At 68.4% G+C, this 16,709-nt stretch carries 14 protein-coding genes, 1 tRNA gene and 2 pseudogenes; 14 read left to right on the forward strand and 3 right to left on the reverse strand.

What is annotated here, in order from left to right:
* Nucleotides 1-127 precede the first annotated feature (127 nt).
* From ACWXWW_RS07715 to ACWXWW_RS07725, 3 genes are all read left to right on the forward strand, one after another.
* Nucleotides 128-1,885: a DEAD/DEAH box helicase gene (locus tag ACWXWW_RS07715; protein WP_374727734.1), complete on the forward strand. Its 1,758-nt coding sequence runs from the start codon at nt 128-130 to the stop codon at nt 1,883-1,885.
* Nucleotides 1,886-1,997: 112 nt separating this feature from the next.
* Nucleotides 1,998-3,086, forward strand: a complete 1,089-nt coding sequence (locus tag ACWXWW_RS07720) for a VIT1/CCC1 transporter family protein (protein ID WP_455969522.1) — start codon at nt 1,998-2,000, stop codon at nt 3,084-3,086.
* A gap of 107 nt (nt 3,087-3,193) precedes the next feature.
* Nucleotides 3,194-3,279, forward strand: a tRNA-Leu gene (locus tag ACWXWW_RS07725).
* 79 nt (nt 3,280-3,358) lie between these two features.
* Here ACWXWW_RS07725 and ACWXWW_RS07730 read toward each other — a convergent pair.
* Nucleotides 3,359-3,880, reverse strand: a complete 522-nt coding sequence (locus ACWXWW_RS07730) for a tyrosine-type recombinase/integrase (protein ID WP_455969523.1) — start codon at nt 3,878-3,880, stop codon at nt 3,359-3,361.
* A gap of 165 nt (nt 3,881-4,045) precedes the next feature.
* Between ACWXWW_RS07730 and ACWXWW_RS07735 the strand changes: the two are divergent.
* Both ACWXWW_RS07735 and ACWXWW_RS07740 read left to right on the forward strand, forming a co-directional pair.
* Nucleotides 4,046-4,987 (forward strand): annotated as a pseudogene (locus ACWXWW_RS07735) (substrate-binding domain-containing protein); the annotation flags it as partial.
* Nucleotides 4,988-5,111: 124 nt separating this feature from the next.
* Nucleotides 5,112-5,858, forward strand: a complete 747-nt coding sequence (locus tag ACWXWW_RS07740; RefSeq protein ID WP_455969537.1) for a glycerate kinase — start codon at nt 5,112-5,114, stop codon at nt 5,856-5,858.
* Between the two features lie 19 nt (nt 5,859-5,877).
* Here the strand turns inward: ACWXWW_RS07740 and ACWXWW_RS07745 are convergent, their stop codons facing one another.
* Nucleotides 5,878-6,588, reverse strand: coding sequence for a GntR family transcriptional regulator (locus tag ACWXWW_RS07745; protein ID WP_455969524.1), 711 nt, complete (start codon nt 6,586-6,588; stop codon nt 5,878-5,880).
* 211 nt (nt 6,589-6,799) lie between these two features.
* On the opposite strand from ACWXWW_RS07745, the gene ACWXWW_RS07750 reads away from it, so the two are divergent.
* The 7 genes from ACWXWW_RS07750 (at nt 6,800) to ACWXWW_RS07780 (ending at nt 15,163) form a co-directional block, all read left to right on the forward strand.
* Nucleotides 6,800-8,293, forward strand: a complete 1,494-nt coding sequence (locus tag ACWXWW_RS07750; protein WP_455969525.1) for a sugar ABC transporter ATP-binding protein — start codon at nt 6,800-6,802, stop codon at nt 8,291-8,293.
* A complete protein-coding gene (locus ACWXWW_RS07755; RefSeq protein WP_455969526.1) occupies nt 8,290-9,318 on the forward strand; it encodes an ABC transporter permease in 1,029 nt (342 codons plus the stop codon). The genes ACWXWW_RS07750 and ACWXWW_RS07755 overlap by 4 nt, the downstream gene beginning before the upstream one ends.
* Nucleotides 9,315-10,424: an ABC transporter permease gene (locus ACWXWW_RS07760; RefSeq protein ID WP_455969527.1), complete on the forward strand. Its 1,110-nt coding sequence runs from the start codon at nt 9,315-9,317 to the stop codon at nt 10,422-10,424. Before ACWXWW_RS07755 ends, ACWXWW_RS07760 begins: the two co-directional genes overlap by 4 nt.
* 22 nt (nt 10,425-10,446) lie before the next feature.
* A complete protein-coding gene (locus ACWXWW_RS07765) occupies nt 10,447-11,625 on the forward strand; it encodes a substrate-binding domain-containing protein (protein WP_455969528.1) in 1,179 nt (392 codons plus the stop codon).
* Between the two features lie 65 nt (nt 11,626-11,690).
* Nucleotides 11,691-12,179, forward strand: a complete 489-nt coding sequence (locus ACWXWW_RS07770) for a hypothetical protein (protein ID WP_455969529.1) — start codon at nt 11,691-11,693, stop codon at nt 12,177-12,179.
* Nucleotides 12,176-13,744, forward strand: coding sequence for a GMC family oxidoreductase (locus ACWXWW_RS07775; protein ID WP_455969530.1), 1,569 nt, complete (start codon nt 12,176-12,178; stop codon nt 13,742-13,744). The genes ACWXWW_RS07770 and ACWXWW_RS07775 overlap by 4 nt, the downstream gene beginning before the upstream one ends.
* Before the next feature lie 42 nt (nt 13,745-13,786).
* A complete protein-coding gene (locus ACWXWW_RS07780) occupies nt 13,787-15,163 on the forward strand; it encodes an NAD-dependent succinate-semialdehyde dehydrogenase (protein ID WP_455969531.1) in 1,377 nt (458 codons plus the stop codon).
* Between the two features lie 109 nt (nt 15,164-15,272).
* Here ACWXWW_RS07780 and ACWXWW_RS07785 read toward each other — a convergent pair.
* A pseudogene (locus tag ACWXWW_RS07785) lies at nt 15,273-15,503 on the reverse strand (transposase); the annotation flags it as partial.
* Between ACWXWW_RS07785 and ACWXWW_RS07790 the strand changes: the two are divergent.
* Together ACWXWW_RS07790 and ACWXWW_RS07795 are read left to right on the forward strand one after the other, a co-directional pair.
* On the forward strand, nt 15,394-15,795 hold the full coding sequence (locus ACWXWW_RS07790; protein WP_455969532.1) for a helix-turn-helix domain-containing protein: 402 nt from the start codon (nt 15,394-15,396) through the stop codon (nt 15,793-15,795). The pseudogene ACWXWW_RS07785 and the gene ACWXWW_RS07790 overlap by 110 nt on opposite strands.
* 345 nt (nt 15,796-16,140) lie before the next feature.
* The gene (locus ACWXWW_RS07795) at nt 16,141-16,596 is read left to right on the forward strand and encodes a helix-turn-helix domain-containing protein (RefSeq protein WP_455969533.1); all 456 of its coding nucleotides are present in this window, start codon (nt 16,141-16,143) and stop codon (nt 16,594-16,596) included.
* Nucleotides 16,597-16,709: the final 113 nt, after the last annotated feature.

Here is a 16,709-nt window from a genome sequence, read left to right on the forward strand (position 1 = left end):
TCCGTGCCTCGCCCGCGCCTATCGAGACTAGTCCCGGTCGTCGAGACCAGCGCACCCCGCACCGGTTTCGGCGCCCGGGGCTAGTCTCGACGAACGCTGGAGATCGTGTCCGCGGCACCGTCTAGGGTTGATCCCCGTGCTGAGTCCGTCCTATCCGCAGAGAGCTCCCTGGGGGACGGCGGGCAAGCTGCGCGCGTGGCAGCAGGAGGCGCTCGACATCTACTTCGCGCAGCCCGACCGCCGTGACTTCCTCGTCGCCGCCACCCCCGGCGCCGGCAAGACGACCTTCGCGCTGACCCTCGCGAACGAGCTGCGCCATCGCGGCGAGGTCGATCGGATCATCGTCGTGTGCCCGACCGAGCACCTCAAGACGCAGTGGGCCGACGCCGCGGCGCGCGTGAGCATCCGCCTCGATCCCGAGTTCAAGAACAGCCACTGGCAGCCGGCGCGCCACTATCACGGGGTCGTCGTGACCTATGCACAGGTCGCGATGAAGCCCGAGGTGCATCGCGAGCTCACGAAGAGCGCGCGCACGCTCGTCATCCTCGACGAGGTGCATCACGGCGGTGACGCCCTCAGCTGGGGCGACGGCATCCGCGAGGCGTACACGCCCGCGGTCCGGCGCCTCTCCCTCAGCGGAACGCCGTTCCGCAGCGATGAGGCGCCCATCCCGTTCGTCGAGTACGCGCCCGACGCGCAGGGCCTGCGCACCTCGATCACCGACTACAGCTACGGATACGGCCGCGCGCTCGCCGACGGCGTCGTGCGCCCCGTGCTCTTCCACGTCTACTCGGGCCACATGACCTGGCGCACGAAGGCCGGAGACGAGCTCGAGGCGCATCTGGGCCAGGACAACACGAAGGACATCACGTCGCAGGCGTGGCGGACGGCGCTCGATCCGAACGGCGACTGGATGCCCGCTGTCCTGCGCTCCGCGGACAAGCGGCTCACCGAGATCCGGCACCACGTGCCCGATGCCGGCGGCCTCGTCATCGCCACCGACCAGACGAACGCCCGCGCGTACGCGAAGATCCTGCATGAGATCACGGGCCAGCGCCCGACGGTCGTGCTCTCCGACGAGGCCGAGGCATCGAGCCGCATCGAGCAGTTCTCCGCGAACACCACGCGCTGGATGGTCGCGGTGCGGATGGTGTCGGAGGGCGTCGACGTGCCGCGGCTCGCGGTCGGGGTCTACGCGACGTCGTCGTCGACCCCGCTGTTCTTCGCGCAGGCGATCGGGCGCTTCGTGCGCGCTCGCCGCAGGGGAGAGGCCGCGAGCGTCTTCCTGCCGAACATCCCCGTGCTCATGGCCCTCGCGACCGAGATGGAGCGGCAGCGCGACCACGTCCTCGACCGCGGCGAGAAGGACGAGGACGGGCTCGACGACGCGCTGCTCGAGGCGGCGGAGCGCGGCGACAAGGCGTCCGACGCGCTCACGCAGGAGTTCGAGTTCCAGTCGCTCGGCTCCGTCGCGCACTTCGACAGCGTCGTATTCGAGGGGCAGCAGTTCGGGCAGCTCGCGGAACCGGGAACCGACGAGGAGCTCGAGTTCATCGGGCTGCCCGGCCTGCTCGAGCCCGAGCACGTGCACGAGCTGCTCATGCAGCGGCAGAGCCGCCAGTCGAAGCACCGGGAGGCGCGCGAGGCGCGCACGCAGTCGACGGGGGAGGAGACGACCCTCCCCGCTCCGCTGCACCGCACCCTCAAGGAGCAGCGCCAGCTGCTGAACAGCCTCGTGGGCGTCTACGCGCGCCAGTCGGGCGAGCCGCATGGCGCGATCCACGCCTGGCTCCGGAAGACGTGCGGGGGTCCGGCCGTCGCGCAGGCGACCGTCGCGCAGCTCCAGAAGCGCATCGACACGCTCCGCCGGCGCGTGCACAGCTGAGGCTCGTTCGGCGCTCCGAAATGCTGTCAATCCGCGTCCTGACGCGGTGACGCGGCGAGCCGCGAACTAGCGTGGAGGCATCCCCCTCACCTCTCCACGAAGGAGCCCGACGTTGGCCGCGCCCTCCGACCATCCGCTCGCCCCGACCCCCGCAGACCGCCGCAGGTGGGCGCAGTACCTCGTCGACGAGCGCGCGGAGGCCGCCGTCTACGAGCAGCTCGCGCGGCGGCGCTCGGGTGAGGAGAGGGAGATCCTCCTCGCCCTCGCGGAGGCCGAGGGGCGCCATGAGGCGCACTGGGTGGAGCTGCTGGGCGGCGAGCCGGCGAAGCTGCCGTCCGCGAGCGTGCGCACGCGTCTGCTCGGGTGGATGGCCGGGCGCTTCGGCTCGGTGTTCGTCCTCGCTCTCGCGCAGAACGCCGAGGCGCGCTCGCCCTACGACAGCGAGCCGTCGGCGACCGCGGCGATGCGCGCCGACGAGAAGATCCACCACGAGGTCGTGCGCGGCCTCGCCGCGAAGGGGCGTCGTCGGCTGTCCGGCACGTTCCGCGCAGCCGTCTTCGGCGCCAACGACGGGCTCGTCAGCAACTTCGCCCTGGTCCTCGGGATCGGAGCGGCCGGGGTCGCCCCCGAGTTCGTGCTGCTGAGCGGCATCGCGGGGCTCCTCGCCGGGGCGCTCTCCATGGGCGCCGGGGAGTTCGTGTCGGTCCGCTCGCAGCGCGAGCTGCTCGACTCGACGGAGCCGAGCGGCTACGCGGACGGGGGTCTGCCCGATCTCGACCTCGAGGCGAACGAGCTCGCGCTCGTCTACCGGGCGCGCGGCCTCGGCGAGCAGGAGGCGCTCGAGCGCGCGCGCACCGTCATCGAGGATGCGAAGCGCGGCAGCATGCCCGCTCGCGCGCGGCACGGCGACGCCCACGAGGTCGTCGGCGGGGCGTGGCGCGCCGCGCTCTCGAGCTTCCTCTTCTTCGCGTCGGGTGCGATCATCCCGGTCCTGCCGTGGCTGCTCGGGCTCGGTGGACTGCCCGCGGTGCTGCTCGCCCTCGTGCTCGTCGGGATCGCGCTCATGCTGACCGGTGCGACGGTCGGCCTCCTGTCCGGGGGATCGCCGCTGCGGCGCGGCCTGCGGCAGCTCGGCATCGGCTTCGGGGCGGCCGCCGTGACCTATCTGCTCGGTCTCCTGTTCGGCGTGTCGCTCGGGTGACGCGCCCGGGGTGCGCCCCGGTTCGTCGGGATCCCGGAGGGGTGGTAATGTTGTCTCTCGGTTCGGGAAACGGAGTGAGAAGCTCCGGAGAACGGATCACACCCAATGCGCGGGTGGCGGAATAGGTAGACGCGCTAGCTTGAGGTGCTAGTGCCCGTATTAGGGCGTGGGGGTTCAAGTCCCCCCTCGCGCACGCGAATGCAATGGCCCCCGACCTGGGATTGAGTTCTCCGGGTTGGGGGTCTTTCGCGTCGGAAGTGCTAGGAGAAGTGCTAAGCCTTGCCGGGGTGGGCGGCGAAGCGGGTCACGGCCGACCGTTGCATGGTCGGGGTGACGTGGGAGTAGATGTTTATCGTCGTGGTGATCGTTGAGTGCCCCAACCGCTCTTGGACGACCTTGGGGTGCTCCCCGAGTTCGAGCAGCAGCGTCGGGTGCGAGTGACGCAGCCCGTGATCGTGACCCGGTGCATGGTGTCGTACTTCTTGGTGAGCCAGTTCATGCGGCGATCCCAGCGGCTCGTCATCGCGTCGGGTGAGCGCAGCTTCCCGTCGTCGTCTCCGAAGATGTAGGCGTCGGCCTTCGCGAGCGTGAACGAGAGTCCCGCGCGGGCGACCTTGTAGGACGCGAGCACTTTCAAGGTGTCCTCCTCCACGTCGATCACCCGAGCGTGGCCGGTCTTCGGGGGGCTTGGACTTCGTCCAGTCATCGGTATCGACCGCGCGGCGGATGCTGACCCGCATCGCCTTCGTGTTGACGTCGATCCACTTCAACGCGAGGGCTTCGCTACGGCGCATGCCCGTGTAGGCGATGAGCCGCCACAGCGGGAACAGCTCGTCTTTCAGCTCCTGCTCGTTCCAGGTGAGGAACAGCGCTGGGGTACACTGCGAACATCGCGGCCCAGACGACGGCCAGGGGCACCTCTCCGACCATCGCGGACATCGCCGACCCCCTACTTCGGGATGATCGCGGCGGGGGTGGTCCGCGGCGCGGAGGCCGAGAACCTCATCGTGACCATCGCGGTGACCCGGCCGCGATCTGCAGTGCGAGGCGAGGATGGTCCGCGCCCTGCGCGGGCAGAGGCCCCGCGGCGTGATCCTCGCCTCATCGCGTGCGAGTGGCGAGGACGCCGAACTGGAGGGGGAGTTCGACGCGCTGGAGAAGCTGGGCGGCGGCGTCGCTGCGTTCGGCGGGCAGCGAGAGCCGCGGATCCTGATCGACAACTTCGGTGGAGCGCGTGCGATCGGGGCGCGGATGGCGGGCCTCGGATACCGGAGGGCCATCGCGCTCGTGGCCGCGGGAGGTGTGCGCACCTCCGCCGATCGCCTGTCGGGGTTCGGCGAGGGCTTCGGCGGGACGGCGGAGCGGTCGAGCGGGGCTATCGCGGCGACTTCGCCCGTGAGACGGGCGCGGCGCTGATGGAGCAGGCCGTCTCCAACAGAGTCTCCGCGGGGACGCTCGTCTTCGGGATGAGCGACGTGATCGCCATCGGCGCGATGACGGCCGCCCGCGACGCTGGCCTCGCCGTGGGGCGGGATCTCGCCTTCTGCGGGTTCGACGACATCCCAGGGGCTCACGACGTCAGCCCGGGGCTCACGACGGTGCACGTGCCGCTCGAGGAGATCGGATACGAGGCGTTTCGTCTGGTTGCGAGGGATGAAGCGCCCGCGCCCCGAACTGCAGGTGGTCGTACGAGGCAGTACACCGAAAGTGGAGTGATGCGAGTTCTTCTGGCCACAGACGGTTTCAAGGGCACGATCTCCGCTGCGGACGCGGTGCCCGCGCTCGCCGCGGGGTGGGCGGAGGCGGCCCCGGGCGCCGAGCTGACTCGCCTCCCGATGGCCGACGGGGGCGAGGGGACGCTCGACGCGTTCGCGGCCGCCGTCGGCGAGGCGAAGCGGATGCCCGTTACGGTGACCGGTCCGATGGACGAGCCCGTCGACGCCAATTGGCTGCTGGTGCCGGCCGGCCCAGGGGCCCCAGGGGGGCAGCGCGGTCGTCGAGGTCGCCTCGACCTCCGGCATCGAACTGCTCGACGCTCCGCGCCCGTTGGATGCGAACACCCTCGGATTCGGGCCGGCGATCGCCGCTGCGGTGGACGCCGGGGTGTCGCGACCGATCGTCGGCATCGGGTCGAGCGCATCCACCGACGGCGGCAGCGGGCTGCTGCGGGCGCTGGGGGTGGACTTCCTCGACGGGGCCGGCGAGCGGATCCCGCTCGGTGCGCGGGGGCGCGAGAGCCTCTCCGGCGTCGACTTGAGCGGGCTGCGGCCGGCGGTGGAGACGCTGGTGGTCACCGACGTGACGAATCCGCTCGTCAGCCCGGCGGGCGCTGCGGCGGTGTTCGGCCCGCAGAAGGGGCTTCGCGCCGACCAAATCGAGCGGGTCGACCGTGCGCTCGCGCACTACGCGGAGCCCCTGTCGGGAGCTTCTGATAGGCCGATCCGCGCCGATGCGGAGGGGAGCGGAGCGGCCGGGGGTGCGGGATTCGGTCTGCTCGCCTGGGGTGCCGAACTGGTTCCCGGCGCAGCGGAGATCGGCCGGCTGATGGGGTTCGATCGGGCCCCGGTCGGAGCGGACCTGGTGATCACGGGGGAGGGATCGTGCGACGGCCAGTCAGGTCGGGGGAAAGTTCCCGGCCGCGTCGATTCTGAGGCGAGCACCGAGGGGATCGCCGCTGTGCTCTCGCTCATGGACATCGTGGGAAGCGCTGAGCGCGCCATGGCGGAGCCGCGACGCGCGCTCACCCGCGGTGGGGAGATGCCGGCGGAGTGACTGGGCTGATCCGGGGCCGCTATCGGAGCTCCGCCTCCCGGACGGCGAGGCCTGGCCCGTCGTCAGGGAGAGCCGCGGAGTACCCGGGGACGTATGCTGCCACGTGTTCGGTCACCATCTCGACGGACCGTTCGATGTCGCCCTCGCTCAGCGCCTCGAGGAGCGGCCGGTGGCTCTCCGCCGCGGCGTGCAGCGTCTCCTCGGTGGTCAACATCGTCATGATCGTCAGGACCTCGATCCCGAGCGCGCTCCACGCGCGCAGGAGGGAGCCGTTACCGGCGGCCTTCACGATCTCCCTGTGGAACTGCGTCGACGCGTTGGCGTACGCGAGCCTGTCGCCGTCGTCGGCGACACCGACCATGCGATCGAAAGCGATGGTGAGCGGTTCGGGATCCGCGGCCACGCGCGGTGCGGCCAGGCGTGCAGCGAGCCCCTCGAGAACGGCTCGAACGGGCACCGCCTCGGAGAGATCCTGCTCGTCCACCTTGCGGACCCGAGTTCCCACGTGGGTCCGGGTCTCGAGGAGACCGAGGGCGACGAGCTCTCGGAAGGCCTCTCGCACGGGGGACTGACTCGTCCCGAGTCGCCTGGCGATCTCGAGCTCTCGCAGCGGGGTTCCCGGCGCGAGTCGACCGTTCGCGATCTCGACGAGCAGGAAGTCGCGCACACGGGTGGACAGCGTCTGCCGATCCAGCGGGGTCTCGGGGGGCTCTGACGAACCTGTGCTCATTCGCTGCTCCTCAGCTGCTGGGGTGGATCGACCGAACGAGGTGCGGCGAAGGCGTCACCGCTGGCGACCCGTACGGCCCATCATAAGGTGACTCCGATTCTTACTACCGATTATCGATAATCCTTGACATTGCCCTCCGCGCCTCCGTAATCTGTGCAGCACAGGCAATAGGGAAAGCGTTTCCCAACACTCAGTGAAGTGGAGTGCGATGATGCACACATTCGAAGCGCAGGGGCTGTCGAAGAGCTTCTTCGGCTACCCGGCACTCACGGACGTGGATCTCACCATCGAGGCGGGGGAGGTGCACGGCCTCGTCGGTGAGAACGGGGCCGGGAAGTCGACGCTGATGAAGATTCTCGCCGGGGCGCAGCACGCCGATTCGGGCACGATGCGGATCGACGGGGAGCAGGTCTCGTTCTCGGCGCCCGTCGACGCCTACGCCGCGGGGATCTCGACGGTCTACCAGGAGCTCAACCTGCTGCCCGACCGCACGGTGGCCGAGAACATCTTCCTCGGCAGGGAGCCGCAGCGGTTCGGCTTCGTCGACGTCTCGGGCATGGAGCGACAGGCGGCGGAGCTGCTCACAGACATCGGCGTGGAGGGCATCTCCTCGACCGCGCTCGTGGGAACGCTCTCTGTGGCGCAGCAGCAGATCGTGGAGATCGCGAAGGCGCTGAGCTACGAACCGCGCATCATCTCGATGGACGAGCCGACCGCGGCTCTTGCGGAGCACGAGGTCGAACTGCTCTTCACGATCGTTCGCAGGCTGACCGACCAGGGAGTTGCGGTGCTCTACGTCTCCCACAGGATGCGGGAGATCTTCGAGCTGTGCGATCGCATCACGGTGCTGAAGGACGGTCGTCTGGTCCGAACGCTGGGAGCGGAGGACACCGACGAGTCCGAGGTCGTGCGCCTCATGGTCGGGCGGCCCCTATCGGTGTTCTTCCCTCCGAAGGAGTCGGGAGGGCACAACGACGAACTGCTGACGATCTCCGGCGGGGGCAACGAGCAGGTCGACGGCATCGACCTCACACTGCACGCCGGAGAGATCCTCGGCATCGCAGGCCTGCAGGGATCCGGGCGCACGGAGTTGCTCGAGGCGATCGCGGGGGTGGCCCCCTTCACCCGCGGCCGCATGTGGATGAGACAGGAGCGGTGGAGGGCCCGCACCCCCGCCCAGGCGATCGACTCCGGGGTCGCCTTCATTACCGAGGATCGGAAGCATTCAGGCCTTGCCCTAGATCACTCCATCGAGGACAACGCGATGGCCGTCGCCTGGTCCCGGAAGCCCGCGGGGTGGCGGTCGACGAAGCAGAGGATCGGCCCGCTGCTCGAGAGCATGGACGTGTCGGCGCGCGGCCCCGAGCAGATCATCCGGTACCTGTCGGGAGGCAATCAGCAGAAGGTCGTGCTCGCGAAGTGGCTGCTCATGGAGCCCTCGATCATCCTGCTGGACGAACCGACGAGGGGCGTCGACGTGGGGGCGAAACGCACCATCTACGAGCTCATGCGCCGACTGACGGGGGAGGGGCACGGCATCGTGATGGTGTCCTCCGAACTGCCCGAGGTTATCGGCATGAGCGATCGGGTCCTCGTCATGCGGGACGGGACGATCGTCGGCGATCTCTCTGAGGGGGAGACGGCTGAGCGGGCCACCGAAGAATCCATAGCCTCGCTCGCGACCGGGGCGGTGAGGCTGCCGTGAGCGGGACGGGGGTCAGGGCGGTCCTCCGCGGGCGCCACGGGACCACGATCGGCGTGTACGCGGTACTGCTGGTGGTCGTGGCCGCCGCAGCGATGGTGGTCGGGTCCACCGGGCGCAACCTCTTGACGCCGGGCAACCTCACGGTGCTCATGACCAGCATCGCGGTTCTCGGGCTGGTCGCGATCGGGCAGACGCTCGTCGTCATGGTCGGGAGCCTCGACCTTTCGGTGGCGTATCTCGTGAGCCTCTCGAGCGTGCTCGCCGCTGGGGTGATGGGAGGCGAATCCGGTCAGACCGTGCCCGGCATCCTCACGGCGCTGCTCACGACGACCGTCGTCGGCGCAGTCACCGGCGTCCTCGTCGGCTACCTGCGGCTCAGCGGATTCATCGCCTCCCTCGGGGTGGGGTTGGTGGTTGCGGGATATCTCGCCACCAACTACCGCGGCACGACGGGCAGGGCGAGCTCCGAGCTGGCAGCGTTCGGGGTCGCCGGCGTCGGCCCGATCCCGGCGTCGACCCTGCTCATGCTGCTCTGCCTGGTGCTCGCGTTCCTCTTGACGTCGAGAACGCGACTCGGCATGCACATCCTGGCGGTGGGAGGCGACCACGAGGTCACCCGCACCTCGGGCATCCGGCCAGCGATGCCGATGCTCACGGCGCATGCCCTCTCCGGACTCTGCGCCGGGTTGGCCGGTCTGGTCATCGTCGCGCGCCTCGGCGTCGGAAGCCCGACCGCCGGAGCCCAGGGAGGATACGACCTCCTCTCGATCGCGGCGGTGGTGCTCGGCGGCACAACCCTCGCGGGAGGGCGGGGTACGCTCTGGGGCACGCTCGGAGGGATCCTGATCTTCGCCGTCGTCGATGCTGCAATGGGCATTCTCCAGATCAACCCCTTCCTCAAGGACGTCGTGCGCGGCGTGGTGATCATCGCCGCCGTGGCGCTCTACGCGCGCCGCGTCTCGGTGACTAGGGGAAGACGCTTCGGGGCGACGAGAACCGCTCCCGCGGAAGGAGCCGTGAAATGACTCAGAGCATCCAGGTGAACGCATCCGGGAAGTCGCGGTACACATCCGGGCGTGCACCCCTGCTCGCCCGGGTCCGCGCCGCGCTCGTCACCCCGGGCGGATTCGTCTGGGTGATCCTGGCGGTGCTGCTCATCGCGATCGTCCTCTACAACCCCCAGCTCGGCGAGCCCGGCCAGTTCCTCCGGTTCATCGCGCGGATGGCCCCCGTCGCCATCGTCGCGATCGGCCAGTACTTCGTCCTGGTGTCGGGAGAATTTGACCTCTCGATGGGGGCGGTCATCGGCGTGCAGGTGGTGCTGGCGGGAACGATGATGTCCGACGACCCGGCCCGGATCCTTCCGACCCTGCTGCTGATGTTCGGCATCGCCCTGGTCGTGGGGCTCGTGAACGGCCTCGTCACCACGCTTCTGCGCGTGCCGGGCTTCATCACGACGCTCGGGATGATGCTCGTGCTCTCGGGCCTGGCCTTCTATTCGACGGGCGGTTCGGCCGGGCAGAATCCGGTCGACGAGTTCAGGGTCGTTGGGCGCGGCGGGATCGAGCTCCCCGTGCTGGGGTATCTGCCATGGGCGGTGCTGGTGCTGGTCGTGACCGTGCTGCTCGCCGCGTGGCTGACGCGGAGGCCGTTCGGCCGCCTGCTGCTGCTGTCGGGGGCGAACGCGCAAGTGGCGCGACTCACCGGCACCCGTGTGTGGTGGCTGCAGACGCGCGCGTACATCATCTCCGCGTTCGCGGCGACGGTCGCGGCGATCCTGCTGGTCGGCTACGCGGGGGTGCACCCGTCCGTTGGTGCAGGATACGAGTTCACGGCGATCACCGCTTGTGTGATCGCCGGCGTCGTGCTCGGCGGCGGTCGGGGCTGGCTGCTCTCCGCGGTCGCCGGAGCATTCGTGCTGGAGAGCCTGTTCACGCTGCTCAACTTCGTCGGGATCGCCGCAACCTGGCGCCCGACGGTCCAGGGCGCCATCATCCTGGCGGCGATGATCGCCGCAGGACCGAGGCTCTTCACTCGACGTCAGTTCAGGCGCAACCGGATTCTCTCGGACTCCACCCAGGCGACCCCGGAGCACCGGGACGGGCAGTCCGCCCCGGCCTCCACCGATTGAAAGGAAAATGATGCAACGACGCATGAGACCGCTGGCCTCCGGAGGCGCGGTGCTACTCGCGCTCTCCCTCGCGGCCTGCGCGCCGGGCGGCAACACCTTCGACGACGGAGGGGCCGAGGGGCAGAGCACCTGGTTCGACCAGGCTCAGTTCGACCTCGAGGACGAGCAGCGGAACGCGGACTTCGAGGGGGATCCCGCGAAGCCGTACCTCCAGTACCTTCCCGGAGACATGGTGCCGGCGGGCGAGTACCAGATCGAGGGGCCCGGCAAGGTCTGCTTCGCGAACGCGTCCTTGAGCAACACCTGGCGACAGACCGGCTGGATCACGATGAACGAGCAGGCGAAGGTGCTCCAGGAATCCGGAATCGTCTCCGAGATGGAGACCCGAGACGCGCAGGACTCCGACGACACGCAGGTGGCCGACATCGACTACTTCGTGAACGAGGGAGACTGCGACGGGTTCATCATCTCGCCGTACTCGCCGGACGCTACGACGGCCGCCGTCGAACGGGCCTGCGAGACGGGGAAGCCGGTGATCGTCTTCGACCGGAAGGTGAACAGCGACTGCCCGACGACCTTTATCCACTCCGTCGGCGGCATGGCGTGGGGCATGGACTCCGCCGGGTTCATCGCCGATCGGCTGTCGGACGGCGGCCGGGTCGTCGCGTTGCGCACGGCCCCGGGCGTCGACGTGTTCGAGTCGCGATGGGCGGCCGCGCAGAAGATCTTCGACGACGCCGGGATCGAGTACACCGACTACCTCACTGGCGCCGAGCCCGCGGAGATCAAGAAGGCGCTCACCGACGAGATCGCCAAGGGCGAGATCGATGCGGTGTGGGTGGATCTGGGGGACCAGTCGGTGCCGGCCATCGAGGCGTTCGAGGACGCCGGGGTAGATGTGCCGATCGTCACCGGCGAGGACAACATGTCCTACCTCCGAGCCTGGGATGAGCGCGGGATCGACGGATTCGCGAGCGTCTACTCGGCATTCCAGTGGCGCACGGCGATCCTCGCGCTCTCGGAGCTCTGGCAGGGCAATGAGATCCCCGAGGACTGGGTGGTGCCGCAGGTGCCGATCACGAGCGACGAGCTCGAGGAGACCCTCAGCATCAACGAGGGCATGCCCGATTCGCACTCGGCCTCCTTCGGCGGCGAAGACCTGCCGAGCTTCCCCGGGCCGTGGCAGAACCGCGAGATGTAACGACGCACACCGGTGGGCCGTCCGCGCGGGCGGCCCACCGACACTCTCAAACAGGAATGATCCGTATGAACAACCACTTCACCGCCTTGCCAGCGGTCGCCTCGCTGCCGTCTCTCGTCGCGCTGGCTCGAGCCCTCTATCCCCACGACCGGATCGCCGATGCCCCCTATGAACGGACGGCGGCGCGTATCGTCGCCGAGGCGATGCTCGATCCCGAGCTCGCCGAGCTGCTGCAGAGAGGCATGGTCGACGCTGAACGGGATCTCGGCGCGATCTCCGAGAGCTCCCTCGAATCCAGGACCTCCTGGCTCATGCGCCGGCAGGCGGAGCCGTTCTTCGCCGTGCTGCAGAGCCGCGTCTGCTTCTACCTGTACGACGACCGCGAGGTGTGGGAGCACGTCGGCTACCCGGGGCCGTCCTACGCGCTGGGCGGGTACCTACACCGGGGTTTCGACGAGCTCCCGTGGCTGCCCGACCCCCGCGTCGAAGAACCGGAGGAGGCGCTCGTGGAGATCGGGCCGCTTCCCGTGCGAGAGAAGGAGGCGCGGTCATGAGGCAGTACGCACTCGACGACTCCGACGTCGCGGTCGTCATCGGATCCGGGCCGGGCGGCGCCTCCCTCGCGCTGAGGCTCTGCAGGGCCGGCCTCGACGTGGTGATGCTCGAATCCGGCCCGTGGATCAACAACGAGGACTTCATCGACGACGAGCGGATCGCGTTCGAGCAGCTCTCATGGCTCGAACCCCGGCGCGCAACGGGCAGCTGGACGCTCGCGAAGGACTCGCCGGCGCTGCCGGCCTGGAACGGACACGCCGTCGGCGGCACAGCCCTCATCTGGACCGGGCTGACCCCGCGATTCAAGGCGCACGAGTTCCGCATCGGGTCGACGTACGGCGATGTGACCGGAGCGTCGCTCGCCGACTGGCCGCTCGACCTCGAACAGATCGACGGCTACTACGGCGAGGCGGAGGACGCAATGGGGGTCTCCGCCCGCGGCGGCCGGCCCCCGATGCCCGCCAACACCTCGTATCGTGTTCTCGCGAACGGTGCGGAGCGGATCGGGTACCGGCACTACGCGACGGGGCCGTACGCGACGAACGTGGAGCCCTACGACGGACGTCCCGGAACGATCCAGGACGGCTTCTCGTCGCAGGGCGACCGACGCCGCTCGAAGTGGACGCCCCTGGTCAGCGAAATACCGAAGGCGATCGCGACCGACCGGTTCGAACTGCGACCCCAGGCGCACGCGGTACGGATCACCCTCGGCGCCGACGGCAGGGCGGACGGGGTGGAATACCTCGAGCGATCCGGAACCACCCGCCATCAACGTGCCAGCATCGTCGCCGTGGCGGGCAACTCCATCGAGACCCCTCGGCTCCTGCTGCTCTCCGCGACGAAGGGGCATCCCGACGGTCTCGGCAACAACTCGGACCACGTGGGACGCCACTACATGCGACACACCACCGGGCTGGTCTACGCGCAGTTCCCCCGAGAGGTGCACATGTACCGCGGCGAGAACATGGCCGGCATCGTCTCGGACGAGTCGCGGCACGACCCCTCGCGAGGGTTCGTCGGCGGCTACTACCTGGAGACCATCTCGCAGGGGCTCCCGTCGTTCACGACGTTCATGGATCCCGGAGCGTGGGGAAGGGATTTCACTTCTCGTGTCGAGGCCTACACACACACGGCCACCAGCTGGATCTGCGGCGAGGACATGCCGCAGCCGACCAACAGGGTGACACTCGCGGAGGACCTGACCGACCGCTGGGGGCTCCCCGCTCCCGAGGTGCACTACGACGACCATCCGAACGACGTCGCCATGCGCAACCACGCCTCTGAGCGCGCCGAGGAGATGTTCAGGGCGGTCGGGGCCGAGCGCGTTTGGCGCGCCCCGGCGATGCCCTCGGGGCACAACCTGGGCACGGCTCGGATGAGCGCCGATCCGGCCGACGGCGTCGTCGACCCGCGAGGACGGGTCCACGGAGTGGCCAACCTGTTCGTCTCCGACGGCTCGGTGTTCACATCGGGAGCCGCGGCGAACCCGACACTGACGATCGTCGCGCTCGCCATGCGTCAGGGCGACTTCATCGCCGACTCGCGCAGGAGACGCGAACTGTGACCCGGCGGGTCGATTCGTGCTCGAGAAACTAGGAGGAATGAAATGGCAATTGCATCAGTGAACCCCTCGACCGGCGTGATCGAGCGGGAGTTCGAGGCGCATACGCCTCAGCAGGTCGAGGAGATGCTGCGTCGGGCGGCCGAGGCGAACACCACGATGCGGAAGACCTCGTTCGCCCAGCGGGCGGAGTGGATGCATCGGGCGGCCGACCTCATGGACGCCGACAAGGAGGAGCTCGCAGCGCTCGCGAGCCGTGAGATGGGGAAGACCCTCGCCACCTCGCTGTACGAGGTGACGAAGTCCGCGAACGGCATGCGCTGGTACGCGGATCACGCCGAGGGGTACCTCCGCGAGGAATCACCGGTAGCGCCCGAGTCGGTCGGGGCATCTCGGGCGGAGGTGACCTATGAGCCGATCGGCACGGTACTCGCCGTCATGCCGTGGAACTATCCCTATTGGCAGGTGATCCGGTTCGCGGCCCCCGCGCTCATGGCGGGCAACACGGGCCTGCTCAAGCACGCCTCCAACGTGCCGCAGACGGCGATCTATCTCGGTGAGCTGTTCGAGCGCGCCGGCTTTCCGGGCGGGGCGTTCCAGACCCTGCTCATCGAGGGGGCAGCGGCCTCTGAGCTCCTCGCGGATCGGCGGATCCGCGCCGTCACACTGACCGGTTCCACGGGTGCCGGCGCCGCAGTCGCCTCGACAGCCGGTAGGCACCTGAAGAAGAGTGTGCTCGAGCTGGGCGGCACAGACGTCTCCATCGTGATGCCCTCGGCCGCCGTGCAGACCGCCGCTGCTTCGGGTGTCGTGTCGCGAACGCAGAACAGCGGTCAGTCGTGCATCTGCGCGAAGCGCTTCTACGTGCACACGGACGTCTACGATGAGTGGTTCGAGGCCTTCGTCGCAGGCATGGCCGCTACCACCTTTGGCGATCCCTTCGACGACTCGGTGACCTTCGGACCGATGGCCACGGAGAGCGTCAGGGCGGAAGCGCATGAACTGGTCAGCGACGCGATCGACAAGGGGGCGACCGTGCACACCGGGGGCGAGCTGCCGGAGGGGCCGGGCTACTTCTACCCGGCGACCGTGCTCACCGGAGTCACCCCCGAGATGCGCATCTACCGCGAGGAGTGCTTCGGGCCGGTCGCCTGCGTCTATCGGGTGGAGTCGGTCGACGAGGCGATCAAGCTTGCGAACGACTCCGACTTCGGCCTGGCCGCGAGCGTCTGGACGTGCGAGGACGAGGAGATCTCTCGTTTCCAGAGAGAACTCGAGTTCGGCGGGGTGTTCGCGAACGGGAACAGCGCGTCGTTCTTCGGGCTGCCGTTCGGTGGGATCAAGGACTCCGGGTACGGTCGTGAGCTCGGTGCCTGGGGGATCCGGGAGTTCGTGAACGTTAAGACGAGGTGGGCGAAGTGACCCCGGCATTGGGGAACGGGACCGCGGCCGCCGACATGCGGCGTCGATCGTTCCCGGGAGCCGAGGGGGTTGTGGAAGCGGAGAACCTCCGGGACGGTGCTACTAGATGTCAAGTCGCTCCGAGGTCGATTTTGAGGTCATGGAACACCTCGCGCGCGATGAAGCGTTTGAGACTACGCAGAACATCTTTCTTGGAGAGCCAGTCGCTGAGCCGACGTTGCACGTAGTTGATGGTTCGGGCATCGTATCTGAGCCTAACGACCACGATCATATGGAGCGCGCGGTTGGCTTTCCGGTCGCCGCCTCGGTGGAGTCGCATCCGGTGGCTCTTCCCTGAAGACACGGCTCACCGCAACGCTCGTGTGACGGTTCATGGCCGTTGTTTGATCATCGCTCGTGCTCGGCGGGGATGGCCTCAAGCTCATATCGCTGCAGCGATGGGCGTTTCTCGTCAGTGTGTTGCGCGGTGGATCACCCGTTACCGTGACCAGGGCGATCTCGGGCTGGAAGATCGCTCTTCGCGACCGGGGACGATGCCGACGAAGACTCCGCATCGCACCGAGCAAGCAGTGTTGGCACGGCGACGGGCTGAGCGTGTCAGTCGAGACGAGATCGCGTGGCGGCGCTGCTGAAACGACGTGGACTGACGATCACTACTATCCGCGGCCGATCCCAACATCCATAGACGCCCCCACCCCGAAAAGTGCTAACGAACGTGCTAGGCAACCTGTAGGTCGGGGTACCCGGTGGAGTTATCGACAGGGCACACGTCGTAGATCGTTGATTTTAGGCGGCAGAACGCTAGGTCGAGATTCGCAGCGCGAGGGAGTCGAGGTCAGTTCAAGTCCCCCTCGCGCACAGCGGAAGGCCCCGGTCGAGAGATGAACTGACCCCCGGGAGTTGGACTGAGAAATCAGTCTCGACTCCTGGGGGTCAGTTCTTTGCATCCGAGAAGTTCTCTCACTGAGGCGCAGCGGTTGGCAGCGGTAGCGTCGTTCGAGGAGGGTCTCGCTGATCGGGCGGTGTCGACCTTGCTGGGCGCGCCACGCGATCCGGTCAGGCGCCTCTATCAACGTTGGCGGATCCGTGGCAGAGGAGCGCTGGTGGTCAAACGAGGCGATCCGTCGTACTCGTTCGAGTTCAAGCTCGCCCTGGTGGAACGGTTCCTTGCCGGGGAGTCGGCGGCGGAGCTGGCGGAAGAGGCGGAGTTGACCTCGCCGGTCCTGCTGAAGACGTGGGCGAGGAAGTATCGCAACGAGGGCGAGGACGCGTTACGGCCGAAGCGGAGAGGCCGCCCACCCGGGGCGAGCTCGCCGCGGGCTGAGGAGTCGGAGCTGGAGCGGTTGCGGCGTGAGAACGAGTATCTGCGGGCGCAGAACGCGTACTTGGGAAAATTGCGGGCCTTGATGGACCAGAAACGACGGACAAGGTGAACGCCGTCGTCGCCCTCAAGGCCGAGCACTCTCTCCGAACCGTCCCCGGTTTGATGCCGCTTCCTTTCGAGTCTGGAAGGAAGATGATGATCATGCCGAAGAGGATTCCGGAG

Source organism: Microbacterium sp. KNMS, assembly GCF_053851835.1.